This window comes from Bifidobacterium sp. WCA-178-WT-4B (genome assembly GCF_009696495.1).
In the GTDB taxonomy this organism is placed as follows: domain Bacteria; phylum Actinomycetota; class Actinomycetes; order Actinomycetales; family Bifidobacteriaceae; genus Bifidobacterium; species Bifidobacterium infantis.
The window spans coordinates 35,666-60,668 of sequence record NZ_VULV01000009.1; the positions used below are offsets into that span (position 1 = coordinate 35,666).

Annotated in this window: 25 protein-coding genes; 9 read left to right on the forward strand and 16 right to left on the reverse strand. The window is 62.7% G+C overall.

All coding sequences use genetic code 11. The features are described 5' to 3' along the window. The first annotated feature begins 26 nt into the window (after positions 1 to 26). The 6 genes from FYJ31_RS07445 to FYJ31_RS07470 all read left to right on the forward strand — a co-directional run bounded on the left by FYJ31_RS07445 (position 27) and on the right by FYJ31_RS07470 (position 7,373). Positions 27 to 407: a PrgI family protein gene (locus tag FYJ31_RS07445; RefSeq protein WP_010081570.1), complete on the forward strand. Its 381-nt coding sequence runs from the start codon at positions 27 to 29 to the stop codon at positions 405 to 407. Beyond that, on the forward strand, positions 400 to 2,796 hold the full coding sequence (locus FYJ31_RS07450) for a VirB4-like conjugal transfer ATPase, CD1110 family (RefSeq protein WP_143882497.1): 2,397 nt from the start codon (positions 400 to 402) through the stop codon (positions 2,794 to 2,796). The genes FYJ31_RS07445 and FYJ31_RS07450 overlap by 8 nt, the downstream gene beginning before the upstream one ends. Positions 2,797 to 2,933: 137 nt before the next feature. Next, the gene (locus FYJ31_RS07455; RefSeq protein WP_010081567.1) at positions 2,934 to 4,382 is read left to right on the forward strand and encodes a CHAP domain-containing protein; all 1,449 of its coding nucleotides are present in this window, start codon (positions 2,934 to 2,936) and stop codon (positions 4,380 to 4,382) included. 22 nt (positions 4,383 to 4,404) lie between these two features. Then, entirely contained in the window at positions 4,405 to 5,673 is a 1,269-nt protein-coding gene (locus FYJ31_RS07460) for a molecular chaperone (protein WP_143882496.1), read from the forward strand. Positions 5,674 to 6,013: 340 nt separating this feature from the next. Then, positions 6,014 to 6,802, forward strand: coding sequence for a hypothetical protein (locus tag FYJ31_RS07465; protein ID WP_012472177.1), 789 nt, complete (start codon positions 6,014 to 6,016; stop codon positions 6,800 to 6,802). After that, on the forward strand, positions 6,795 to 7,373 hold the full coding sequence (locus tag FYJ31_RS07470; RefSeq protein WP_012472176.1) for a hypothetical protein: 579 nt from the start codon (positions 6,795 to 6,797) through the stop codon (positions 7,371 to 7,373). Before FYJ31_RS07465 ends, FYJ31_RS07470 begins: the two co-directional genes overlap by 8 nt. Before the next feature lie 338 nt (positions 7,374 to 7,711). On the opposite strand, the gene FYJ31_RS07475 is transcribed toward FYJ31_RS07470, so the two are convergent. The 14 genes from FYJ31_RS07475 to FYJ31_RS07540 all read right to left on the reverse strand — a co-directional run bounded on the left by FYJ31_RS07475 (position 7,712) and on the right by FYJ31_RS07540 (position 19,599). Next, the gene (locus FYJ31_RS07475) at positions 7,712 to 8,500 is read right to left on the reverse strand and encodes a hypothetical protein (protein ID WP_154536394.1); all 789 of its coding nucleotides are present in this window, start codon (positions 8,498 to 8,500) and stop codon (positions 7,712 to 7,714) included. Beyond that, complete coding sequence (locus FYJ31_RS07480; RefSeq protein WP_154536395.1) at positions 8,497 to 9,438, reverse strand: ABC transporter ATP-binding protein; 942 nt, start codon at positions 9,436 to 9,438, stop codon at positions 8,497 to 8,499. Before FYJ31_RS07480 ends, FYJ31_RS07475 begins: the two co-directional genes overlap by 4 nt. After that, complete coding sequence (locus tag FYJ31_RS07485) at positions 9,422 to 9,967, reverse strand: hypothetical protein (protein ID WP_012576897.1); 546 nt, start codon at positions 9,965 to 9,967, stop codon at positions 9,422 to 9,424. Before FYJ31_RS07485 ends, FYJ31_RS07480 begins: the two co-directional genes overlap by 17 nt. A gap of 8 nt (positions 9,968 to 9,975) precedes the next feature. Beyond that, the gene (locus FYJ31_RS07490; protein WP_162859280.1) at positions 9,976 to 10,494 is read right to left on the reverse strand and encodes a stage II sporulation protein M; all 519 of its coding nucleotides are present in this window, start codon (positions 10,492 to 10,494) and stop codon (positions 9,976 to 9,978) included. A gap of 41 nt (positions 10,495 to 10,535) precedes the next feature. Next, positions 10,536 to 10,832, reverse strand: a complete 297-nt coding sequence (locus FYJ31_RS07495) for a hypothetical protein (RefSeq protein WP_041982380.1) — start codon at positions 10,830 to 10,832, stop codon at positions 10,536 to 10,538. Positions 10,833 to 11,184: 352 nt separating this feature from the next. Beyond that, positions 11,185 to 12,843: a VirD4-like conjugal transfer protein, CD1115 family gene (locus FYJ31_RS07500; RefSeq protein ID WP_154536396.1), complete on the reverse strand. Its 1,659-nt coding sequence runs from the start codon at positions 12,841 to 12,843 to the stop codon at positions 11,185 to 11,187. Next, positions 12,840 to 13,274: a hypothetical protein gene (locus FYJ31_RS07505; RefSeq protein WP_025263195.1), complete on the reverse strand. Its 435-nt coding sequence runs from the start codon at positions 13,272 to 13,274 to the stop codon at positions 12,840 to 12,842. Before FYJ31_RS07505 ends, FYJ31_RS07500 begins: the two co-directional genes overlap by 4 nt. Beyond that, on the reverse strand, positions 13,271 to 13,579 hold the full coding sequence (locus FYJ31_RS07510; protein WP_061870999.1) for a hypothetical protein: 309 nt from the start codon (positions 13,577 to 13,579) through the stop codon (positions 13,271 to 13,273). The genes FYJ31_RS07505 and FYJ31_RS07510 overlap by 4 nt, the downstream gene beginning before the upstream one ends. After that, positions 13,576 to 14,289 (reverse strand): hypothetical protein, encoded by a 714-nt coding sequence (locus tag FYJ31_RS07515; RefSeq protein ID WP_025263197.1) that lies wholly within the window; start codon positions 14,287 to 14,289, stop codon positions 13,576 to 13,578. The genes FYJ31_RS07510 and FYJ31_RS07515 overlap by 4 nt, the downstream gene beginning before the upstream one ends. Positions 14,290 to 14,308: 19 nt before the next feature. Then, a complete protein-coding gene (locus tag FYJ31_RS07520) occupies positions 14,309 to 15,769 on the reverse strand; it encodes an antirestriction protein ArdA (protein WP_025263198.1) in 1,461 nt (486 codons plus the stop codon). Then, positions 15,766 to 16,758 carry a hypothetical protein gene (locus tag FYJ31_RS12795; RefSeq protein ID WP_025263199.1) on the reverse strand — a complete coding sequence of 331 codons (993 nt, stop codon included), beginning with the start codon at positions 16,756 to 16,758 and terminating at the stop codon, positions 15,766 to 15,768. Before FYJ31_RS12795 ends, FYJ31_RS07520 begins: the two co-directional genes overlap by 4 nt. Positions 16,759 to 16,797: 39 nt before the next feature. Then, positions 16,798 to 17,700, reverse strand: coding sequence for a DUF3801 domain-containing protein (locus FYJ31_RS07530; RefSeq protein ID WP_025263200.1), 903 nt, complete (start codon positions 17,698 to 17,700; stop codon positions 16,798 to 16,800). A 52-nt stretch (positions 17,701 to 17,752) separates the two neighbouring features. After that, complete coding sequence (locus FYJ31_RS07535) at positions 17,753 to 19,204, reverse strand: relaxase/mobilization nuclease domain-containing protein (RefSeq protein WP_154536397.1); 1,452 nt, start codon at positions 19,202 to 19,204, stop codon at positions 17,753 to 17,755. Beyond that, positions 19,195 to 19,599 carry a MobC family plasmid mobilization relaxosome protein gene (locus FYJ31_RS07540; RefSeq protein WP_025263202.1) on the reverse strand — a complete coding sequence of 135 codons (405 nt, stop codon included), beginning with the start codon at positions 19,597 to 19,599 and terminating at the stop codon, positions 19,195 to 19,197. The genes FYJ31_RS07535 and FYJ31_RS07540 overlap by 10 nt, the downstream gene beginning before the upstream one ends. 290 nt (positions 19,600 to 19,889) lie before the next feature. On the opposite strand from FYJ31_RS07540, the gene FYJ31_RS07545 reads away from it, so the two are divergent. Together FYJ31_RS07545 and FYJ31_RS07550 are read left to right on the forward strand one after the other, a co-directional pair. Continuing rightward, entirely contained in the window at positions 19,890 to 20,396 is a 507-nt protein-coding gene (locus tag FYJ31_RS07545; protein WP_025263203.1) for a hypothetical protein, read from the forward strand. 28 nt (positions 20,397 to 20,424) lie between these two features. Continuing rightward, complete coding sequence (locus FYJ31_RS07550; RefSeq protein ID WP_025263204.1) at positions 20,425 to 20,757, forward strand: hypothetical protein; 333 nt, start codon at positions 20,425 to 20,427, stop codon at positions 20,755 to 20,757. 117 nt (positions 20,758 to 20,874) lie between these two features. On the opposite strand, the gene FYJ31_RS07555 is transcribed toward FYJ31_RS07550, so the two are convergent. Together FYJ31_RS07555 and FYJ31_RS07560 are read right to left on the reverse strand one after the other, a co-directional pair. Continuing rightward, a complete protein-coding gene (locus tag FYJ31_RS07555) occupies positions 20,875 to 22,434 on the reverse strand; it encodes a ParB/RepB/Spo0J family partition protein (RefSeq protein WP_154536398.1) in 1,560 nt (519 codons plus the stop codon). A gap of 95 nt (positions 22,435 to 22,529) precedes the next feature. Continuing rightward, entirely contained in the window at positions 22,530 to 23,174 is a 645-nt protein-coding gene (locus tag FYJ31_RS07560; RefSeq protein WP_154536399.1) for a hypothetical protein, read from the reverse strand. Positions 23,175 to 23,645: 471 nt separating this feature from the next. Between FYJ31_RS07560 and FYJ31_RS07565 the strand changes: the two genes are divergently transcribed. Continuing rightward, the gene (locus FYJ31_RS07565) at positions 23,646 to 24,992 is read left to right on the forward strand and encodes a sensor histidine kinase (RefSeq protein ID WP_038426924.1); all 1,347 of its coding nucleotides are present in this window, start codon (positions 23,646 to 23,648) and stop codon (positions 24,990 to 24,992) included. The last annotated feature ends 11 nt before the right edge of the window (positions 24,993 to 25,003 follow it).

Here is a 25,003-nt window from a genome sequence, read left to right on the forward strand (position 1 = left end):
CGGGGCCAATCGGAAAGGATTCTTTCATGTTGCAGATGCGCGTGTATAAGGAGATCGCCAATGTCGAGGCGAAGGTGATGTGGGGGCTGGGCTGGCGTCAACTGGCGGCCGCCGCGTGCATGCTCGTCCTGGGCGGCGGGGAGGCGGCGTTGTTCTGGTCGTTGGGGCTGACGGACCTAGGCTCGTATCTGCTGTTCGTGGTGTGTCTGCCGTTCGCGCTGTGGGGCTGGTGGCGTCCGAAGGGACTGAAGCCGGAACGGTATCTGGGATACATGCTGCGCCAACGTTTCGGCCCGAAGGTGTATCCGCTCGAACCCCATGTTCCCGCGAGATTCCCCGGCAAACCGTCGTTGAAGGAGAAGACCCGTAGACGAATCGGAGGAAGGAAGGCACGTCGTCATGTCTGACATCAACGGCAGCAAAGCGGTCAAAGGCAACGACAAGCGACATGGAAAGGCCGGAAACCGGCGCTCCGGGAATCGTCGCATACCTCGTTCGTCGAAGGAGCTGCTTGGCTATGATTCGATGCTGTCCAACGGGATCGCGTATCTGGGCGGCGACCGGTGGAGCGTGTCGCTGCGGATCAGCGACATCAACTATCAGGTCGCGACCCAGGACCAGCAGCTGGACGTCGTGGACCGGTGGGGACGTTTCCTGAACTCGGTCGGCGAGAACATGGGTGTCCAGATCACGGTCGCCACACGCATGCTGGATCCCGAGGAGGTGACGCGCAGCATCGCCATGCCCCTACGGGGCGACATGCTGGATGGGTTGCGCGGGGACTTCAACCGCAATGTGCGCCGGCGTCTCGCCGGCCGTTCGCAGGGCGCGGTGACGGACAAGTATCTGACGCTGACGCTGCGCGAGCGGGACGGGGAACGTGCGGTCACGCTGCTGAACCGCGCCGTGCTGCGTGCCACGGCGCAACTGCGGTCGGTGGGCGGCTGCGTCGGCGTGCGCCTGGACCGCCGGTCCCGGCTGGAGGTGCTGCACGGGATGCTGCGTCGCGGCACGCGGTTCATGTTCGACGAGGACGGCTTCCTGAAATCGCATGGCATGTCCACGAAGGATTACGTGGCCCCGTTCGCCGTGGACGTGTCGGACCGCCGGCGGCTCCGGTTGAGCTCGGGCACCACGGAAGTATGGCACCAGTGTCTTCTGGTGCGGGATTTCCCGGATTACCTGAGCGACCAGCTGGTGTCGTCCATCACGGACATCAAGGCGGATATCACGGTCGGCATCCATCTGTCCCCGCGGGGCAAGGCCGAGGGGCTGAAGCTCGTGAACCGGACGATCGCCGAGATGGACATGCAGGCCATCGACGAGCGGCGCAAGAACCGCAAACAGCATCTGCCCGAAGACATGCTGCCTCATGATCTTCAGGAATCCATGAGCCAGGCGGGCGAGCTGCGCGATGATCTGGAGCATAACGGCGACCGTCTGGTGGATTCCCTCATGATCGTGGACGTGTCGGCGGACAGTCGTGAGCAACTGGACCAGACGGTCCGTGACGTGACGGCCGCGATCGATGGGCAGTCGTGCGTGGCCGAGACCTTGGCCTACATGCAGGTGGAGGGGTTGAACGCCGTGCTGCCATTGGGCAATCCCCTGCCGCCGATGCGCCGCACGCTGACCACGTCGAGCGCGGCGATTCTGGTGCCGTTCACGTCGCAGGAGCTGTTCGAGCCGGGAGGCGTGTTCCATGGAGCGAACGCGCGCACCGGCAATCCCGTGGTCATCGACCGCACGAAAGGCATGAACGGCAACGGGTTCATCCTGGGCACGACCGGGTCGGGCAAGAGCCAGGCGGCGAAGAACGAGATCACCCAGATCTATCTGACCCGGCCGGACGACGATCTGATCGTCATCGACCCGGAGCATGAGTTCACGCCGTTGTGCGACGGTCTCGGCGGCGAACGAGTCGAGATTGGGGAATCGTCGCGCGCGCACATCAACGCGCTGGACATCGAATATGAAGACGATTCCGAAGGCGACCCGATACGGTCGAAATGCGCGAGCGTGCTGAACATGCTCGGCGTGCTGATCGGCGGACAGGACGGCATCGACCGCATGCAGCGCAGCCTGATCGACCGCACGGTCATCGGCATGTACCGCGAGGTGAGGGAGCATCCCGAACTGGGCATGCCCACGCTCGCCACCCTGCACGACCGCCTCGCCGCTCTGGGCGAGCCGGGGGGCCGTGACGCGGCGCGCGCGTTGGAGATCTACGCGACCGGCAGCCTGAACGCCTTCTCCCATGCCACCGACGTGGACACGTCCAGCCGGTTCCTCGTCTATGACGTCTCCGGACTGGGGGCGGAGCTGCGCACGTTCGGCATGCTCGTCGTCTTGGACCAGATATGGAACCGGGTCGTCAGGAACCGACGTCTCGGCCGGCGCACCTGGCTGTGGGTGGACGAGTTCCACCTGCTGTTCTCGAACCGGTACGCGGCCGAATACTTCCTGCGCCTGTACAAGCGCGCCCGCAAATGGGGCTTGACCCCCACCGGCATCACGCAGAACATCGAGGAGCTGCTGGCCAACCAGGACGCGAGGCTGATGCTCGCGAACAGCGACTTCCTCCTGCTGCTGAACCAGACCGCCACGGATGCTGACGCCCTGTGCGAACTGCTGAAGCTGTCCGACGAGCAGCGGGCGTTCTTCACCGGCGTGCAGCCCGGCCAGGGCATGGCCAAAAGCGGCACCGCGTTCATACCATTCGACGGGCGCATCGACACCGACAGCCTGCTCTACCGGCTGTACACCACGAAATTCGAGGATCGGAAACCCGCATGAGACCCCTCGCCCCCAGCTCATTCCGGGCCACGCGCAATCTCATACGGCCGAACGGAAGGATTCCCGGACTGCGGGTTCGGCACATCAACGGGATCTCCTCTGCCCACGGGCCGGCCGGACCGAAACGCCCACGGGCCATGAACCGCAACGGTGGCCCCGAAGCCCCGCATCCGAACGGCACGACGCCCATCGATGCTGCGGAACGCGGCATCGATATGGCATGGTCCGTGCTCGAATCGCAACCGGCACAGGAGGAGGACAGCGAAGAAAACAATCCGCAGCCGACGGCAGTCGCCGGCCGGATCGGCGAAGGCCTGAACGGCGTCCCGCGCAGGAAGAGCGCGACGGGCGGCACCATGGCGCGCGTCGCGGCGGGGAGGAGGGTCTCGGCCCATGCCAGGCGCGCGCGTCGTTCCGGCAAGGCCGCGCGATCGGGCGGCCGGAGGGCCAGATCCGCCGCCAAGGCCTCGACCCAGGCCGCACGGCAGGCCATACGGATGGTCGCACGGACGGCGATGGCGGTGAAGGCCGGCATCACCGCAGCGGCGTCGGCCACGGTCGGCGTCCCGATCCTGCTGGGCGCGGTGGCCGTGCTGATGATCGTCAGCCTGTTGCTGTGGTTCATCCCCACCGTCGCCGCCGGAGACGGCGGAGGCTGCGAGGCCGGCGTGATCGAGGTCCCTGACGAGGCGAAGCCCTGGGTAAGCGAGGCGGCCCGGTCGAGCGGGTTGGGCGCGGATTTCATCGCGGCGCTCATGGAACAGGAATCGGGTTTCCGGCCGGATGCGTACGCCGACGACAGCAACGGCGGCACATGGGGCCTGCTGCAGATGAACAGGAGCGTATGGCGCGGCGTACATCCCGACGGCGCCGACCAGACACCACCCGAAGGCATCACCGACCCCATGGTCCACGCCCATTACGGCGGCATGTACCTGAAAAACCGTCTGGAAGGCGTCAAACAGCTCAAGGCCGCGCACCCGGACATGCCATTCGCCAAGCTCGACGATCTGACGGCACTGGTCATCGCCCACAACGCCGGCGAAGGCAACCTCATGAAATACCCGGATATCCCAAGCATCACCAAACGGTACCTCGACAACGTCAGACCGGCGATCGACATGGGAGGCGGCTGTTCGGCCACGGCAGGACGAACCATCGGCAAGCTCGCGCCGCCGTTGGCCATGCAGCCCGGCACGTTGAATGTGGACGTGGCGGCGACCGGCACGCCCGTGGGCAGGATCACCACCTATGCGACCGGCCAATGCACATGGTGGGCGGCCGCCCGCCGACTGCAGATCGGCAAACCAGTGGACGGCTACATGGGTGACGGCTGGATGTGGGCGTCAAGCGCCCGGAAACTCGGATACCCGACCGGCGGCGACATACAGCTCGGCGACGTGGCCAGCTTCACCAAAGGCTATCTCGGCGCAAGCACCGACTACGGGCACGTCGCCATCGTCGAGGAAATCAAAGACAACGGCAGCATCGTCATCAGCGAATCCGGCGGAGGCATCCCGTACGCATGGCTCAGGACCCTCACCAAGGAACAGGCCAACAATCCCAACATCACCTACATACACTGACCCCGACGGAAAAGAAGGAAACATGCGCCGCATCAATCCCAGGCTCGATCCTTACGAACTTTCCGACCTCATGAGCGACCCCGGCAACTGGGACCTTCTTACCCAGATCCACGACCATCCCGGCACATGGCCGGAACTCGACCAATGGGCCGCGCACGCCATCGAGGACCCGGGAACGGCCGGAGCGCCGCCGGAACCACCAGCCGGAACGAGACCCGGACGCCGGTTCCGGCCCATCGCACCCGTTCTCGACGACAGGCCGGCACGAGCCACGCGAAACGAGAAGACCAAGACACACACGCCCGTCACGCATAGGCGGGAGGAACCGACAACAGCCCCGAAACCCAGGGAAACCGGTGGCCAGACAGCCGACGACGCCATCACACCGGAGGAAATGGCGCCCGGGGAATCGGACGAGGTCCCCGTACGCCGACGCATCCCCCTTGTCCGCATCATCGGCATCACGCTTACATTGGCCGTCATCATCGGGTCGGCCGCGGGTCTGGCTGCGATGATGAGCATCCGGGACCATCAGGCGGCGCTCACGTCATGCAATCAAGCAATCAAGCAGTCGGACACGATACGAACGGACTGGGGCAAGGTATTGGAACAGGCCGAACCATACCTGAGACTCGGCGACGGGGATGTGCAGGATCCCAAGACCCTGGAACTGGTCGCCGCGATCACGCGATACCGGCTCCCGGAACCGCCGGCCGCCTGCGATCCGGACATGACGACGAACCAGCTCGACCACCGGCGGACGTCCATGGAAAAAACGAACGGCCAAATCCAGGCCCGCACCAAGGACCTGCGCGACGCCGTCGGCAAGGCCAAAGCCTCACGCGAACGCAAGCAGCTCGCCGACGCGCGGGAGAAACTGAACCAGGTCATCGAACAGGCCGACACGCTCTACAAGGATTCCGCGGACAGGACCGACGACGCCCGGCCACGCATCGATCTCGGAGCCGAACTCGACCACGCCCGACACACGGCGCACGAGAACAATAACCCCTCCACACTGGAACAGGCCGCCGAAAGGCTCACCGACGCCATGCGACGGGTCAACGAGTCGATGCAAAGGAAAACGGAGGCGGACGCCGCCGGACAACGCCCCTCACCAAGTACGGGTGCCCCGGACCATGGGGGCGCGCAACCGCATGCGGGCGATGCGGATGCCGGCGAACCCGGCCAATCCGGGAACGGATTCCCGCCACAGCACAAGCCGTCGTGGGATACGAATCAGGGGGATTCCCCGATCTTCCCGGACGAATTACGTTTTGAGCAGAGATGAGGAGCGGATATGTTCGCTGTAGGGGGCTGGTTCGTCTTGTTCGTAGGTGAGGAATGGGATAGCGTCGCAAATCCTGATGTGCAGACCGGTGAAAATGTCGGATATTTCTGCTGTAGTACATCGCTCGACGCGACAGCACGGGGTGTCGGATGCGTTTTCCATGGAAGCTGGCATAGGACATGTCAGGCAATGGCATAGATATGACAAAATAGATATTAGAGAGATATATACATATACCCGCTGTAGTGTACGTCATCTGCAATGATGAAACATTCGCTCTCTTCGGCTTGCATGGTAGCATTGCGGGCAATGGTGATGATGTTCATGCGAAAGGTAGCATATGAATGATAATCAGATTGACTGGCGTGAGACCGTAGAGACACTCCTTGCCCGCTCGAAACGGTCATTCGTGCCGATTGACAAATCCTTCGTGCAGCTTCCACGTGGCAACGAAGAGCGCAACAGCGTGCTTGCCCGGTTCATCAGGAACGGAGATTTGCGCGGTCTCAAGGCGTATCTGCTGATAGCGGCATCGACCAGCAGCAGCGATGAGAACGGGGAATGGTACACCACACTGCCATTGCAGACCTGGGCAAGGGCGTTCGGATGCTTTCAGCATGCCGGAATCGATTCAGGAAAAGCTGCAGCCACGAAGATACTCTCCCGCCTGCAGCAACGGAAACTAATCAAGCGGGAACGATCAGGCTCCGGCCGCGAGGTCAAGGTGCGTCTTCTGTCCCAGGATGGGTCTGGCGGACCCTATCAGAGGCCTCGGCAACGGTTTCTGCGCCTGTCATATGAGTTCTGGCGCACCGGTCTCGACGAGGAAATCAGTCTTCCCGCATTGGCCATGCTACTGGTTGTACTGGGAGAGAAATCCTACTGCCGGCTACCTTCTGAGCGCATGCCCGAATGGTACGGGTGGTCGGCTGACACAGCCGAAAGAGGGCTGCATGAGTTGGTCGAACGCGGGTTGGTCAGCAGAATATCAGAAAGTATTTCCACGCCATTGAGCCCCACAGGGTTCTCCAAGGTGAACACCTACACGGTGCTACCGCCGTTCGATCGGGAATCGCTGAACTCGTCCCGCAGAAGAAGAGACATGACGGAGGTGAAAGCCAATGAGTAATCTAGTCGCTTGGGGCGATGAAAGCGTCAGAACGCAGGGACAAGACGTTCCCGCATACTACATGGGTGTCTGCATCTGCAATCTGGAGGAAGTTGATGTACATCGGATGCTGACCACGGTCACCAAAAGACACGTGCCCAAACTTCACTGGCGCGACATGACACCTTCGGAGAAACGCAAATCCATACCGATTATCGAACGACTCGCATTGTCGCACATCGTGGTGGCGGCCATACCACTCGACGGGTCGGTGAGTTCGGAGCGGGCCAGGAGAAAATGTCTGGAACTGCTGCTGCCCGTCTTGGAATACGAGTATGGGGTGAACCGTCTTGTCTTGGAGGCGCGCGAATCCCATCAGGACGACAGGGATCTCGACTTTGCCAGGGGGATTCGCAGCCGACACATCATCGAGACGTTGCGTGTAGATTTCAAGCCCGGCAATGAGGACGCTCGTCTATGGATCCCGGATCAGGTCCTTGGCGCACTCGGGGATACACGCAACGGTACGATGGATTTCAGCCCGATGGTCGCATCCTTGGATTTTCGGACCGTGGATCTTCGCACAAGCTGACTCTTCCCGAAACGAATCAGATATCACTGGTCGTTGGTGAACGATATAGTATGAGATAAGCCAGCCTCTGAGGAGGAAATGGAAGTAGGAGCCGGATTCCCTGTGCATCATGGGGGCCGGCTCCTGCGCTATCGATTGCGAGCCACAGGAAGCTCTGGATGGCCAGAGATTTCACTAATGATTCCAATCATGACATTATTGAAGTTCCTGTATCAATGACATCAATATGTTTACCGAGCACGTCACTGTGCATCGACGATGCTACGTTATTCCCACTGACGGGAAGCAGCCACCGCGGCTGCTTACAATAGCTTCTCGACAAATTCCACAAAGATTGATCATCTGATATCTCTCTGCTTTTGGGCGATGCAGGCGATGCCGATTGCGGTCATGGCATACGCGAGGGCAATCGCGCCGCTGAGCATCGGGCTGATGCCTGGTTTGGGTTCCAGTATGGCGGTGCCGGCTATGGAGGGCAGCCATTCGTGCAACGTTTGGGGTGCCTGCAGATTGGTCACGACGATGGGCAGGAGATAATACAGGGCTATGTAGGCGGCCGCGCCTTTGCCCGCCGAGTCGAGGGTCACGCATAACGCGGCGGCGACCAACATTCGTCCGGCGAGTATCAATGCCACGGGCAGGCACAGCAGCAATGCCGTGGACAGCGGCGCGGGCCATGCCTGTTCGGGCACGACGGGATTGAGGATGAGTCGAGAGACCTCGGTCGCAGCAAGCGCGCCGAGCGTCGCCGCGATAATGCCGATTAGGGCGATGTCGGTGCACAGGGCCAGGAACAGTCGCGTCCGTTTCGGCTCGATCAGGAACAACGGCACGGCGGTGGCCGTGTTGGTCAGGATGCGGATGGCGAGCAGCGCGGCGATGATCGCCACGGGCTCGGTCATGGGCATGACGGCGCCGGCGATGCTCGGCCCCATGCCCGCCAGCGTGGCCAGGCCGTCGAGTTTGGAATCAGTGGAGAGCATGAGCCGCACGGAGACGCTGGTCAGTGCGGTGAACAAGATGAACGCCACCGGCAGTCCGAACCATGCCGTCAGCGGTGCCGGCCGACAGACCGCATAGCGCATGAGCAGCGTCAAACGGCGTATGCATCGTCCCGTCCTGTTCATGATGCGTGTTCCTTTTCCGGGGTTTGCCGGATCATGCCGGTCATCACGTCACGTAATGTCGGCTCGGCATGGTCCAGACGGACCAGTGTGGCGTCATGCCTCGCCGCAATGGCGAACACGGCGGCCTCGTCCGTCTGTCGTGCCAGATAGGAGCCGTCATCCGAGAGGTGAATGTCGGCACCAAGCCGGGCCAGATCGCCGATGACCATGGCCTTTCGAGTCTCATCCACATCGGGCGCGAACCGGAACACGGTCCCGGACTTGCCGCCGTTGCCGGCGATGACCTGTTCGAGCGGCCCACAGGCCATCTGCCTGCCGTGCATGATGATCAGCACGTGGGTGGCGATGCGCTGCAGTTCGTCGATCTCATGGGCCGCGAGAATGACGGTCTTGCCGGCGGCGGACCATTGGCGCATCGAGTCGTGCAGCCAGAGTCTGCCGGCGATGTCCAATCCGTTGAACGGCTCGTCCAACACGAGAACCGGCGCGTCGGCGATGATCGCGCCGGCCACGCCCAGCCGTTGCCGCATACCCGTGGAATACCCCTTGATCCGTGTCTTCGGCCAACGCTCCAAACCGCAGTCGCGCAGCACGCGGCGCACGCGGCGGCGCACGTTGGGCAATTCCATCATGCCGGCCATGAACGTCAGATACTCACGGCCCGTCATCGACTCATCGCCCAACCGGCCGCCCAGAAACACGCCCACCTGCAGACCCGGTCGCTCCAACTGCCCGTACGGGCGGCCCATGACCAGCGCATGTCCCCGGCTGGGAGCGGACAGGCCAAGCGTCATGCGCAGCGTGGTGGACTTTCCCGCACCATTCGACCCGGCCACCGCCACCACCTGACCCGGCTGCGCCTCGAAATCGATCGGGCCTATCGTCGGCCCGGACGCATACCGCTTGACCAGGCCGCGAACCTCAACAGTGGCGTCCATGGCGAGTCTTGCCGCGATGAGATACCGGATCGCCGGCGTTTACTGATGCCGCGATACTGGAATCTATCTGCCCTAGCTCATCTCCGATCATTTCATCGTCAGCGACAATACTCGGTTCCGGAGGCTTTTCCTCCAACCGAACGACTCCTCTGCGCTGATCCACCACCTCATGCATCAGATAAACCACAAATGGCATATACAGCAGGCTGCACACCATCAACACAATCATCCATTTGAACTGGCGGCGAGCCCACTGCCGATACGCCAACACCAGCCAGACCGCCGAACACGACCATTGGAACACCGTCACCTGCACGACCGCGGGCGGCGTGGACGGCACCCCTGCCAGCAAATTCGAGAACACCTCATGCGCGTACCTGCCATACGCAGGCAACGCCACGGCCTCTGCCACACCAAGCCACACGATCAGCACGCCGGCCAATACCAGATACCACCAGTTCAAAGTATGGCGACGCCCGTTGGAAATACGCCACTTCAAGGACTCAAACCAGACCGAAAGGCGAATCATGATGCTCCTTAAATATGAGATACGTATGTTTCTATAATTGCAGCAAGGACAAGCGAAATCCATGAAATAAAAGCCATTGACAGGGTCAATAAAACGACATTACCTGTATCAACATTTCGTTTCTGACTGTTTTGTAAGAAACATAATTCATAATGTGTAATAGTTAGTGCAATGCCTGCAGCAGTAATCAAGGAAAAACATTCAAAGAAAAGATGCGGAATAACCGCTGTTAATAATTTATTACCAAAGCCTTGGAACAAATACTGAGCCGCACTCCAACCAAAGATGCCATAGTTAATAACCAATACGATAGTTGTAGGAATAGAAAAAAGAAATCCCCCTAATAATAGTGTTAGCCATACTTTAGTATTATTCCACAGCAGTTCATTAAGATACACGTTTGGAATTATGGCCTTGCTCAAAGGGTACGGACGTAGTCTGGCCAAAAGTCCACCACCCAGAAACGCCATTAAGGAAATCATTAGGATACAACACGTCTTAATAAAGAGCAACTTCAGGAATCCCACATTATTCCTTTCCTGAAAGGCCATAATATCTAATTAATAAATCACCATGCTGCGGCACCTGATGTTCCCAAGATGCCAATCATGGATTGAATGGCAGAAGTGAGTGGCGCCGCCGCGGGGAAGATCATTCCCACCGCAGCAGATCCAAGCCAAGCTACAGCGACAATTGCGGTGGCTGCTGCGCTTCCAATTCCTAGCACTACCATTAGAGAAGCGACAAGTGGAACAACAAAAGGAGTGACGAACACTGCCGCAAGAGCAACTGCCGCACTTGCCATTTGACGCTTTCCCTTATCGCAAGACGTGAGGCGGATATCATTTTCATGCTTAGACATCATTGTCTCCTTTGAATAATGTTAACAAACACTATGTAACTTCATTAGTTAATTGCATTAGTTTCCTTGAGTAATACATCAGCATTATTTTGTAGCCTGCTATTGGTCGCACTTAATGGAGGTGATCGTGCTGCATTCGTAAACTCTTTTATCATAGGGCTCCTTATAAAATCTCAGTATTATAATGTTGCCATTTTATTGCTATAAGACATCGACAAGAGTCTCATTCGCAATTCTCTCGTTCCATTTGCATTGTCAGCTTCTCAAATTGAAGGTGGACTTACAAGCTCCAAATTGTCAACTGTCATTCCGGGATGACAATACCTCAGGATTTTTTGGAACTATGTATCACCAATCACCGCCTCTGGCTGAAAAATGGCGGTATGCCTCTGAGTAGGTAGATGCATCGGTCGGAGGGGATGCGTCCGAGTTCGTCCGGGGTGAGGAGTTTTCTGGCGTTTTTTCGGGTGCTGCGCGTCCAGCTGCCGTTGAGTCCTTTGGTTTCGCTGGTTTCAATGACATCAATCGTCTGGTCGCCGAGCCGGTCGCTGATGTATTTGGTGGTGCTTGGTTCGTTGCCGCCGAGGAAGAGCTGGCTGTCGCAGTTACCGGCGATGGTCTCCCAATCGTCCTTGTAGAGGCTTTTGCCTTGGCTGACGGTCTGGAGGATGATGCTGCAGCTGATGCGGCGGCTTCGTATGGTGGCGATGAGTCGTACGAAGTTGGGGATCTTGCCGATGTTGGCGAATTCGTCGAGCATGCAGTGCACGTCGCGGTCGAGTATGCCGTCGGGGTTGGCGTCGGCTTTCCTCACGAGGGTTTCGAAGAGGCATTGGTAGAAGACGCTGGCGATGAAGGAGAACGTGGCGTTGGTGTCGGGCAGTTCGAGGTATACGACGCGTTTGCCTTGGTCGAGGGTTTCGAGCCGGATGTCGTCGCCGTCGAGGATGCGGCGCACCTCGCGCACTTGGAGGGGTGCGAGGTGGACGCCGGTGGTGATGATGATGCTTTTCTTGGTCTCGCCCGCGCCTTTGAGGAACGTGTTGTACTGGGCGCAGGCGAACGCGAGCCCGTCGAGCATGGCTTGGGTTTCCTTGTCGTAGTCGTCGGGGTGTTCGCGCATACGGTGGATTTCGGTTTGGGTTTCGGCGAAGAGCGCATCGATGATGTATTCCCGGTCTTCGTCCTGTTCGTTGGCTCCCATCCGGTCGAGGGCGTCGGTGACCTGGTTGAGGGTGGGGTTGTTTTCGGTGTAGTAGGTCCATGCGATGAGGGCGCATAGGAGGGCTTTTTCGGCGTCCTGCCAGAAGCTGTCGCCGGTTTTCCGGTCGCCGGTGGCGTTGGTGACGAGGTTGTCGGTCAAACGCAGGATCGCGGATTGGGGTTCCTCGGGGTCGATGTAGCGCATGGGGTTGAACCGGTCGGACCGGTCGAGGTGGATGAGGTCGAGCGTGTTGACCTGGTAGCCGTGGTTGCGCATGGCGTGTTCGGTGTCGCGTTTGAGTTCGCCTTTGGGGTCGGTGACGGCCCAGTTCATGTCCACAGACAATAGGTTGGGTTTGACGTAGTAGCGGGTCTTGCCCGAACCGGATGACCCGAGCAGGAGCGTGTTGAGGTTGCGTAGGGTGAGTCGCGTGTCTATGGAGAGCCGTTCGGTCGCGGTGAATCGGATGTTGTGGGATTCCACGGGATCGATGAACGGTCTGATGTCCTTCGGGGTGCCCCAGTGGGCGGAGCCGTGTTCCTCGCCGCTGCGCAGGTTCAGGCGTGCCGTGTACTTGTATGCCCAGATTAGCAGGCCGATGCCCATTGCGGTGAGTCCGCACAGCAGGTCGATATGGTTCGTGGACAGGTGGAATGGGTGGTACAGGTCGAGCCAGAACCTGTTCATCAGGTCGATCACGCTCATGCCTTTATCCAGGTCGGTGCGTATCTGGTAGCCGATCTTGTCGCCCAGCCAGAACAGCGTGAACAGTCCCGTGGCCGCGGGCAGTATGGCTTGCAGACGTTTCATTGGTTTCCCCTGTCTCTTTCCAAGCCGCCGCGGTGCTGCGTCATGGTTCTTCGCATGTCATCGCCTGCGGGGACATCGTCCGGCTGCGGAATCCGGCTGTTGATGCGGTGTTCGGCGCGGACGCGGATGTTCGTCAGCGTCTGTTCCCTGGTCCATGGCGGATCGTCGACCGTCGGATGCATGACGGCGGTGTCCACCGGCAAATGTTCATCATGCCCGGGTGCCGTCTGTCTGTTTCCCTCGTCGGCGGCGATGGTGATGCGCGTGAGGCCTTGGCGGTTCTCGATGATGTCGCCTCCGTCGCACATCGCGGCAAGGATGCGTCCCACGGGCGTTCCCGCATCATAGATGGCCGGGCTTTCATGTGTGATTGGACCGCCGACGGTTTCCTCGCCTGTGTCGATGATGGTAATCGTTCGCGCCGTGTTCACGGGAGCGCGTCCTTGACGCTGGTGTGCAGGGCCATCTCGTCGGCCATGATGTACGCCTCGTCGGCGTTCTCCTCTTCGTGGATGATGCCGTGGATGATGATCCGTCGTCCCTGCAGCGCGCCCTGTTCGCGCAGGTACGCCGCATGTGCTCCGGCCGCGTGCACACGGATGATGAGCGGCGAGTCCATGGTGCCGGCGTTCACGGTCAGGGCTGCCGTCGTCCCGTCGTCGCCGTCGGTGTGGAATCTGGCGTCGTCGGTGAGGATGCCGCGCACGTAGGCCTGCGGGTACCGGGCGTCGCTCATCGGCTTGGCCTGCGTTTTCTGATGGGTTTGTCGGTGTTCGGGGCTTTGCCTTGGACGGCGTTGATGGCGTCGCGCCCGATGGCGCGGGCATGGCGGCCGCCTCCGGTGAGCGCGTCGGATTCGGCGCGGGCCTTGGCCACCCGGACGTGTTTGGAGGCGAGCGTGTCGAGGGCCTGTTCCCGTGCGGCCATGACCCGGATGCTCCACGGGTCCCGGTAGTCGTAGATTGGTTGGCTGATGCGGGTGCGGTCGGGCAGTTCGTTGCGTCGGGTCTTGCGGTCCACCGGGTAGGAGCGGCATGCGGGGTTCGCGGATTGGATGTAGTGGATTGCGGTGGCGAGGTCGGCGATGCGTTCCTCCGCTGTTTTGTCCATGTCGATGAGCACGCGGCCCTGCACGTGTTGTTCGTCGCATACGGTGCGCGTCCACGTTTCGTAGTCGCGCACGTCAACGGTGTCCCGTTGTTCACGGTCGTGCTGGTATCGCGTGGCGTCGAACCGGTAGGTGATGTCGTGCGGGTGCACGTCGGCCGACCATTCGGGCAACGGTTCGATGGGGATCTCGCGCAGGGTGACGAGCCGGTACGGCGGTTCGATGTCCCCGTAGGAGCCCTGGGGCTGGAGGATGCCGAAGCCCTCCGCGCGCAGCTCGTAGCCGAGGCGTCCGAGCTCGTCCCGCAATTGCCGGTAGGCGGTGTCCATGTTGGTCATGCCGGTCTCCTTCAAGGGCTTATCGGTTGCGTGTCTTCGCCCGCTCCTGTGCGGGCGGATGGGCCGTGGGGTCGTCGGCGCGTCGGCCGGCCCGTTGGCGTATGCCGTCGAGCACCGTGTCCCTGCCCTTCGACGTGTCTGGTTTCTCCTCTTTCACCGGTTTGGGGTTGAAGGAGGTGATGGGTGCGGGCAATGCGTATCCCTGGTCGATCGGGGTGATGCCGTCGGCCGGGTCGAGTTCGCCGATGGGTCTGGCGCCCATGGTTTCGGCGAGTATCGTATCGGCGTCGCCGTGCCCTGCCCGGTCGGCGATGATGCGTTGGAGGGTGTCCTCCAATCCGGCGCCGATGTCGGTGGAATCGATGGGCATGATGCACTGGTAGACGGGCGCGCCCCAGTTCGTCGCCGTGCCGGCGAGCGTGTATTCCATGACGTGTTCGCCGGGTTCGAGCAATGATTCGAGCCGGAACGGTTCCTGTGCCGGCATCTGGTCGGAATTGGCGTGCATGGCCTCGTGTTCGGCGACGAGCCGGGCGAACGTGGCCGAGCCCGAGGGCATGTCGCCGTCCAGCTGGTCGGCCACCGGTCTGATAAGGTCCCTGACCTGCTGGCGCAGGTGGTTGTCGTCGCTGTCGTTGGCCCGCATGATGCGTTCGGCGATGCGTTCCGCACCGTCCGATCGCATCACGTTGTCGTGCGTGTCTCCCCAGCGTCCGACCATCCGCAACGCATCGGACTCCGGCGGCGGCGTGGCGCTGAGGCCGGGCTCGTCGTCGCCGTGGGCGTCGACGATCCGTGTGAGTTCCGTGCCGGAATACCGTTTGGTGTCGGGGATGGCCTCGTCGATCAGGAACCCGTGGTCGGCGAGGGTGACGTTGTCGTTGATCGAGGCGTCGCGCCCGTATTTCGCCACGTCGAAGTACATGCCGTACGGGCCGTCCAGGAGGCTCGCGAGTTCGCTGTTCCGGTTGGCGCAATGCCAGCCGTACATCTCGTCCAGGTCGGGCGTGTTCTCCCGCGTGATGCCTTGCGGCGGGTCGTAGGCCATGTATTCGATGTCCTCGGCCTGGACGAGCAGGTTCGCCAGCCCGACCGGGTCGTGCACGTTGTTCATGTCGGCCGCCAAGCGCACCGCCTCCAATGCCTCGGGCCGGTCCTGCGTGAAGATCCGGGCGGCTTGAGCGAGCGTGTTCAGGGCGTGGAGGTCCTCGTATTCGCCAGGCCGGTAGTCGAGCGCGGCGAGCAGGCCATCGTACTCGTAATCGAGGATGCCGTACTCCTCGTAGACAACGCCTCCTTGGCGTCCGATCTCATAGGCCTGCTGCGCGTCGAGCGTCAGTCCTACCTGTTCGGTGAGGAACCGGTCGATCCGCTGCTCGTCCACGGGCAGGCGCAGCCATCCGCCGATGAGCGTGCCCTCGTTGTATCGGCCGAGGTTGCCCACCCATACGTTGATCGTCAGATCGTCTTCCGCCATCATCGGCTCCTTGCCTGCGCCTGTGATTGTGTTCTCGCCGGCATGGCGGACGGGGTCTGCGTGCGTCGTTCGGCCCTGTCCTTGATGGCGTCGAGCGTCCCGCTCTTGCCGGCCGCCCGGGATTGCGCCGGCGGTTCGCCGGTTTCCGGGCCGGGGGTTGCTGCTGGTGTGTCCTCGACGGATCGGGTGCCGGTGGTGGCGGTGACCGGTTTGTTTTCGGCGCGTTGCCTCGCGTAGGCCATGCGTTGCGCCTTGACCGCCCGGCATAGCTGCCAGGCGTCGTCGATGCGCATGGTCTCGCGTTGCTCGCCCTTGCCACGCCACAGTTCCACGGGCTCTCCGGGTTTGAAGCTGACGGTCACGTCGCGCCCGTTGAGTTTGGCGTCCCGTGCATGGTCGGTCAGGAAGCGGTCGAGCTGCCATCCGGTCAGGTCCACGCCGCGGATGCTGGTACCCTGCGGTATCGCCACGCGCATCTTGTCGAACGCGCGCCCGTCCTTGGAGGTCATCCGGTACAGGTGCACGTAGCTGTTGGGGAAGTTCACGCGCGGCCAGATCTCCCGTCTGCCGTCGGCCGCTACCGGTATCGGGGTGCCCGTGGCGTCGTCCCGGTCGGCGGGCGTCGGTTCCCGCCGCCGCGCCGTTGCCGGCGATGCGTCGGACGGTGCGGCCTGCCGTTGCGCCGGCGTCTGCATGGTGTCGGGCGTGTCCCATGATCGTGCGGCCTGCGTGCGGATGCGTTGGGCGATCTCGTCGGCCGCCTGGGCGAGGTCCGGCGCGGGAAAGCCGATCGCGGCGTCGGGCCATGCCTGGTTGTGGCGTCGGATCGCGTCGTCGACGACCATGCGGGCCACCTGGCCCAGCCGATTGTCCTGCGGCATGCCGGCGGCCACGTATTGCTCGCCGCGGCGCGTGATGTCCGCCAGGGCCTGCCGGTCATTGTCGATGAGGTTATCCATGAGCCAACGCGCGTTGGCTGAAAGCTCGGGCATGATGATGCTCCTTTCCGGTCATGATCGTCGCGCATCCGCTCACCGGGTGCGCGTGCGCCGCTTCGAGGGCGTGGCGCGGCGTTGGCCTTCGATGCGTCTGCCGGCACGCGTGTGGATGTCGTTCAGGGTCTGCTGTTTGGTTTTGGGACGGCGCACGCCGCCGTCCGGGGCGGGGATGTCCATGCGGCTCCAGTCCAGGCCCCGCGAGCGTCTGGCCAGGGATTCGATCACGTCGGCGATGCGTCTGGCCTGGCCGGCCGGGTAGGTGAAACGCACCGTGTCATCGGCGACCCGCTGCGTGTGGTGGGGTATGTGGAGCCGGTCGAGCCGGTCGGTGATGATCGCGGCGTCACGGTCCCAGGGCACCGTGCGGAAGTCGAAGCAACCGTTCGACGGCGATTCGGCGTCGAACGCGAGGCGCGGCGCGTCGTCGGACGGTTCGAGGAACGGGTTCCCCTCCTCCCGCTCCGACGTCGGCGTCGTCCGTGTGTCCGGCCGTGCGGGGGCGGCGGCATCGGGCTCGGGGATCGTGGCGGTCTCCTGCCGGGCGAGTTCCCGGTTGAGGCGTTCGACGATGCGCGAGACGACGTGGTTGACCTCGTCGGCGTCCCGGCCCTGGAAGTGGAGGAAGGTGCGGCCGGTGCCGCGCTCGTGCTCGATATGGAAGGTGATGCCGGCCTTCTTCAGGTCGCGTTCCAGCTGTCGGGCGTATCTGCCGGCGACTTCCTGCACGCCGATCGGCTCGCCGGCGCGATGCAGGGTCCTGTTGGTCACCTTGCCGGTGGTCCTGATGCGCCGCAATGTCTCGCCGGTGGCGTGCACGCCGATGCCGAGCAAATGCAGCGCCTTGTCGAGCCCGTATTTGGTCACGTCGATGATGACACGCGTGCCCTGTTCGCCGAACCGCATCATGAGTTCCTGTGCCTGGTCCTCGGCCGCCATGGGATTCTCCCGTCATCCGTCGTGGTCCGTTTGCGTTCCAGCATCCGCCGGTTCACCGGCTCCTGCGGCGGACACGACGCCCGCCATCGCGGCCCGGCGTGCGCCGTATGCCGTCGAGGCGTTCGGCGGCTGGCGCGATGCGAGCGATGAGCCGGCGCAGGGCGAGGGCGTCGGAGGCCAGGTCGCGGGTCTCCCGTTCCTCGATGGCAAGCTGCGCCTCCAACCCCGTGGCGTCGGCTCCCCGGTCGTGGCTGTCGGCGATGAGCGCGATCAGGGCGCGCATGTGCCTCGCGTTGCGTTCGACGGAGTCGGCGAGCCGGCCGAGCGTCGCCAGCCGGCCGTCGCCCTCGTCGACGGCCCGGGCGAGGACCTTGAGCTCGCGCAGGCTGTCGGCGAGCCGGTCGCAGGAGATCGCCTGACGCAATGCGCGCCCGCCGACGCCGGTCAGGTCCCGTCCGCCGAACCGTTGCCGGCAGTAGTCCTCAAGTCGCAGCGCGGGCCGCGCGAACCATGCGTACAGGCCCTCGCAGTCCGTCGACCGCGCATAGCCGCCGTCTTGGTCGGTGAGCACCTGCCTGACGTCGTCGGACAGGTAGGCGTGCCAGATCCTCCCGTCGCGCACGAGCCGGTCGCACGGTATGGCCAGATGCAGGCGGCCATGCGTCCCGGGCACGCGCACCGTCACCGCCGTATCCGTTCGACGGGTGACCATGTTGTCGTGGAAGGTGATCTCGCTGAGCGTGCGCCGGTGGATCTTGCCCATGACGGCGAGCATGTTGTACGCCACGCCCAGCCGCCGGTCCCGGATCCCACGGGCCTGCCCATGGGGAGTGTAGGTGATGCGCCCTCCGCGCACGGTCGCGTCGACGCCGAGTGCCATGAGTTCGCGGCGGAATCCCGCGAAGTCATGCGCGTTCATACAGGCCGTGTCGATGCTGGTGCGCAGCCGGTCCTTGAGGCTGCCGCCTCTGGCGCTCAGATGGAGTTCCCCGATCGACGGGGCCACGCGCCCGGACTGTTCCGGCATGAGGGTGTGCAGCCCGTGTTCATGGCACAGCCGGTCGCTGATCTTCCGCCATTCGACCAGGGTTCCCTTCCTCAGGCGCATGACCTTGCCGGTGATCCGGTCGGCCGGGCAGATGAGGATGTGGTTGTGCACATGCGCCCGGTCGGTGTGGGTGGCGATCACGTAGTCGTGCGTGCCTCCGGTGATCTCCCGGACGAACCGTTCCCCTATCAGATGCGCCAATCGGGGCGTGACCGGGTCGGCGGGATCGAACGATTGGATCACATGCAGCGCCAGCACGGCTCCCCGCCGGCGCGAGCCGCCTTTCGTGGCGTCCAACGCACGTTCGAAGCCCCGGGCGATGGACTCGGCGTCCGCGATGTCGTCGCCGACGGTGGTCGACGCCCACCGGTAGCCGTCGGTCTTCCCGGGGTTCGTCACGTACGTGATGCTGCGGGCGAGCGTGCCTTTGATCTTGCCGATCTTGACTACAGCCATTCGGGAACCCCTTTGGGGTCAACGTCGGTCTCCACCCGGACGCTCAGGCCCGCGACCAGCCGTTCCGCCTGGCGCAGCTCGTCGAACACGCGCGAGAGCATGGCCAGGTCCGTCTCCCTCACGGTGTTCGCGTAATGGGCGATCTGGTTGACGTTGTTGCCGATCCTCGCCAGCTGCACGCTCACCTCATGCAGGTTCGCGGGCACGGTGATGTTGACGCGGTGGGCGCATCTGATCCGGTTGCGGGCGAACGCCATCCAGCCCACGGGCCTGAGCCCGGCCCGGATGCGCTGACGGTTCTCCACTTTGAGCGAGTCCGCCACCCACCGCCATTCCTCCTCGCTGAACGTGACCGTCTTGCGGACCGTCCTGGAACGGTTGCCCTTCCAGCCCATCGACGCCTCCTCATATCGGGTTCCACGGGTGTCCCGTAACCGGCCCCGAGCCTGGCGGGGCCGCGCCGGTGTACGTACACCGGCGATGCTTGCTACACACCAACCGCCCCTTCCGGGGAGGGGATGGTCGTATACCGGTCAGTTTCACCGGCACGCCACGCCATGCGCGGCGGACACGGGGTCACGTTTCGCATGCCGCCGCATGGTTCCGTTTCGTGTCCGCCGGCATCACGGCCGGCGTCGTTCTACGATGCGGGGCAACGAAGAACACTCACCGTGAGGAGCCTGTCATGGCGAAGCCGAGGGAACGCAACCGGGCGATGCGCGCCATCGCCGACGACGCATTGGACGCCGAACTGGAGGCGTTGAAGCGCAAACGCGGCGAGCTGTCGCGTTTGGGCATCCTATTGGATGACATGCGTTGGGCCGCGGAACGATTCCGCGACGCCGCCCAATCGTTCTGCGACGACCATCACATGCCGCGCGCCCAGCTCGTGCGCACGCTCAAAATGGAGCCAAGAGAGACCGGCATGGCGTTCCATGCCGTCACCCCCGACTACGGACAGACCAACCCCGCCGATAGTCACGGCGAAATCCATGATGGCGAGGATTCGTCCCTCGAATCCGACGACCGACCGGCATCCACCGCCGATGCGCCGGAGATTGCCACGACGGAAGACAACGCCGCAACGGGGAATGCGGCTGATGCCGGTGACGCCGGAGAATCCGGTTCGATTGGATTGGACCCGGAGGGGTTGCGATTCGGTTTCCCGCGTCTTGGCGGCTACGTTGGATGATATTGGCGGGATACGGGAGGTGACGGCGATGCCGATGCTGCTGGTGGTGCTTGGCCTGTCGCTGGCCGTGGGCGTGATACGTGTGATGATGCGGGGCGTGGCCTCGTGCCTTGCTCTGCTCGCGCACCCGTTGCGGCTCGTGGTGTTCCTTTCGAACGCCGTGTTCACGTCGTTCGCCATGCTGTCGGGACTGCTCATGCTGGCGTTCCTGCTCATGCATTTCCTCGCCGGTACGGACGCCCCGGCATTGGACGGCTCGTTCGCGCTGGTCGTCGCCACGTTCCTTTTGACCGTGCTTGCGAGCATGCTCATGGATCGGTGCGACGCATGGCTCCGCCGACGCTCCGCCAGCCACGGCTGAACACCATCCGTCGCCACTTGGCTCCGGCAGGCGCGGGCGCGCATGCGCGCCGTTACGTTTCGCCATCCGCGCCCGGGTGGGGCGGAACCCGCATTCCGGTTCCGCCCCACCCGTCGCCTATTCGGCGACTTCCGACATGCTGGATGCGTCGTCGGTTTGCGGCACCTCATCGTCGTCCGGTTCGCCGTCCTGCCCCATGCCGGCATCCTCGCCATCGTCGTCGTCATCGATTGGCATGAGGGAACCGTTGAGGGCTTCGCCCTCCGTGTCCGACGTGCGGTAGCCGAGCGTTTCCAACACCTCGTACAACGGCGCGGCATGTTCCGCGATGGTCGCCGCGTCACGCCATGTCGTCCAGCTGACGCGCTCCTCGGCCAAGGCGTAGAGCAGTCCGAACGCGGCCCGGTGCGGGTCGCCGGAAATCATCGCGGTGACGGACTCGCGCAACGGGTCTTCGACCTCGTCCTCCGACTCCCCGTCGCCGGTGTCGTCGCCCGCCGCGCCGGTGCCGGTGATGCGCTCCCACACGTCCTCGGCATGGCTGTCCCATTGGTCGAATCCCTCGGTGAGCGCGTCGAGCGCGAACCATGCGGACAGCAGGGCGACGGCCTTGCCGATGCCCTTCGGCTGGGATTTCAGTTCCATGAGATGCGTCACGAACGCGACGCGCAAATCACGGCTTGCCCGCGCGAACTCCTTGGCCGGTGCCGTCTCGCGTTCCTCGCGTTCCCGCTCCTCGCGCCAACGCGCCTCCCTCGCCTCGCGGGCCGCGGTCTCGGCCTCCTCGTCCACGGTCTCGTACAGGGCTATGCCGCGCGCCCATGACGCGCCCTCGGCCCGCACCCCCACGACCGGCGTGGCACCGTCATGGCAGTCGCGCCACGCGTCAATGGCCTTGGCGATGTCGCCAGTGGTCAGCATCGTGGTGCGCCGCAATCCCTTCGGCGAGTCATACCAGTTGTCCGCGTTCGGCTGTTCGTCCGAGGCGTCGATGCCCATGCGTTTCAGCTCGGCGCGCGCCGTGTCGAGCCATTCGCACCATGTCTGCTCCTGACGGGCGTGTTTGACGGCCATGTCCCAGTTCCTGCCGCCCGCCGCCTCGGCGAGTTGTTCCTGAAGGTCGGGATGTCCGTCGAAGTCGGCGATGGTCTCCCAGTCGTCGATGCTCAGCTGGGCGGTTCCCGTCTTGCCTCGTACGTTCTCGCCGATGGCGGCTATCTTCAGGCGTCGGCGCACCAATGACGCGGAACGGCCGGTGCGTTGCGCCGCCTCGTCCACGCCCACGCCCAAATCGAGAAGTCCCTGATAGCCGTCGGCCTCCTCGATGACGGTCAGGTCGGTGCGTTGGCCGTTCTCCACGAGCATGAGTTCGCGTTGCTCCCGTTCCGACAAATCGGCCACCACGGCGGGCACCCGGCCCAGTCCGGCGAGCTTGGCGGCGGCGAGGCGGCGATGACCGATGACGAGCAGGTAGCGTCCCTGCGGGGCGGGCGTGACGAGCAGGTTCTGCCGGATACCCTGCACGCGTATCGAATCCGCGAGTTCCGACACATCGCCCACGTCGCGGCGCGGGTTCGCCGGGTTCGGGTCGATGAGTCCCACGTCCAGCATGACGATGCTCGATTCGTTCGCGCCCTCGCCGGTCGCGGCGGGTCGTTCGATAATTGCGGTTTCCATGATTGTCTCCTTGAAAAAATCAGATGATTGGGATTGGCCGGGGCTCCCGACGTGGGAGGCCCCGGTCGGATTGAATCCGCGGGGACGCCCGACGTTCAGCGTCGGCGTCCCGTCCATGCGGGGCGGATGCCGTGCTCGCCGGCCGCGAGCACGAGGGTCGCCAGCGAACAGTCCTCGTCCAAGGCCAAGGCCTTGAGCGCGCGCACCGCGGCCACGGTCGAACGGTCGGCCATCCACATCAGGTACGCGCACGCCGCCATCGGCTGTGCCTCGTACCCGTCCGGCGCGTCGGCCGTCACCGATTCCAGCAACGCCGTCGCCCGCTCCCAGCGCCGCATGTCCGGCCGGTATTCCGCGTCCTCGAACGCCCGTGACAGTTCGCGCGTGACCACGGCCGCCGACTCCATCGAATGCGGCCGGGCGTACAGCATGTGCAGTTCGCCGCCGTCCATCTCGCGCAACGCGGCGAGTATCAGCGCGTCCCGCATGCTCAGGCACTCGGTCGCCAGCACCGCCAGCGTGACGCGCTCCTCATGGGAGAAGCCGCCACCGTCGCGCGACAGCAGGCCGTTCCACCTGTCCATCAGGGGCGCGAACCACTTGTCGGCCGCCTTCTCGGGGCCAAGCTCCCGCCGGTCCTTACGGAACCCGCCGCATACGCGCTCCGCCAATCCTGTTCCCGTAGTGCGGGTGTCCACCATGTCGTTCATGTCCATCGGTCCTTTCCGTGTGGTTTCCATTTCGGACACCACCCGCCTGCCATGCGCGCAGGCGAAGCGACCGGAGGCGTGGACCGCGACGATCCGGGCCATAGCGAAGACGGCATGCTGGTCCGCCGTCGCAGCGCAGGCCCGGGAGCGGCACGGGACACGGCGCAGGAAGCGAAGACGGAGCGCATGGCATGCTGGTGGTGGCCGCAAACCCCTCGTCAGATTCCACGCGGCCCACCCGCCGCGAGCATGCGAGCGGCCAGACAACACCGTCATGCGCGCAGCGCATGGCCCGGGGCCGCGTTCCCACGCCGATTGCGGAGAGTATGTCGAACAGCCCCGCCTGGAGCATTCTCTCCGCAATCGGCGCTGGCGCACAAATCAAAATTGATGGATCTGTCATCTGGAGATGCCAAATATGAGTTCTCTGGTAGACATGGAAAGCCTGAATCCGCGATAATGAAGAGTTGTATTATCGGGGAAGCGGCGAAGAAGGCAAATGTGCAGGACACCGAAGATCATTTCACCGCTCAAGCTGGTTTGGAGCAGTCGCCGGACAGCTCTCGTGCGTTGTCCATCACGTTCGGGGATCGGCTATCGGCATGGGCTCATCAGCTGAGAGGGGAAAAACTGCTTCGTTTTATCGCGACGACGTTATGTATCCTGGGAACGCTGGGAATACTATTTCGTGATTATGCGCAATCCCGAGCGACTGTCGGCACGGACTATTCCCTCATCCGATTTCTGGACGAAGGATCCGGCATTTGGTATTTTCTTCTGTTGTTCTTGTTGGGTGCCGTCAGCGTGATGGTTCGGGCAAAAAGCCCTTTGATGCTGCTGACGTTGGAGCTCGTCGAGTTATTTTTGGGGGTGTCATTCGGAATTGGACTGCATTCCTACACGCAGGTTGCGTTTCTCGTTGTCATTTACCTATGCATCCGACTGCCCTTGTATGGTCAGGCCATGTGTGATTTGGGCATGATCATCATCATCATGTCCCAATATTCTTATCCATCTTATCTGCAGCCGCACTACTTGTTGCTCCTGTACGCTATCGCGGCTGTCGGAATCATATCCTCGTTGCTGTCCATAGCACGTGATCGTCATGCGGCAAACCGGCGACTGTCTGAGGCGCAATGGCGTGCCGCGGTGTTGGCGGAGGAAAAGAACAAAACTGAGCGGCGACTTCGTATGGCCAATGAATTGCATGACAGTGTCGGCCATGGACTCACCTCGATCATTGCGCTGTCCCAAGGAGGAGAGGACTGCGCAAGAACCGGCAACGACGCCAATCCGCAGCTGGCTGGCGCTTTCGCCGAAATCTCATCGATAGCGAAAGAAAGCCTGGGGAACACGCGACGTATTCTGAAGGTCTTCAACGAGGAAGAAGCAAACACACCTATCAATCGTGTGGGGCCCGAGCCCGTGAATCAGGATGACGTACTACGTCTACGGGATTGGGATGATATCAGACCGGTACTTGAGCATATTCGTTCGACCGGCATCATTGTCATATTCACCGAAACAGGAAGTCGAGTTGACGATCCACGCCGTTCCGACCTGTGCTTCGCCATCACCCGTGAGGCTCTGACCAATGCTCTCAGGCATGGCAGCGGACTTACTCGTGTTGCTGTAGCTTGGGATCATCTCGAAAATGGCGGCACATCGATCTCGATTCGGAATAATGGCCACACGTATGGACGACAAAGGAACGAGGTCGCTAGGAAAAACAATGCGAGGGGCGGGACGGGGCTGAGCCGGTTGGCGCAAAGGATCGCGAAAGTAGGAGGCACGCTCTCATATGGCCCATCCGAAAGCGGCTGGACGGTCAAAGCACTGATTCCATAAGACGGAGGTAA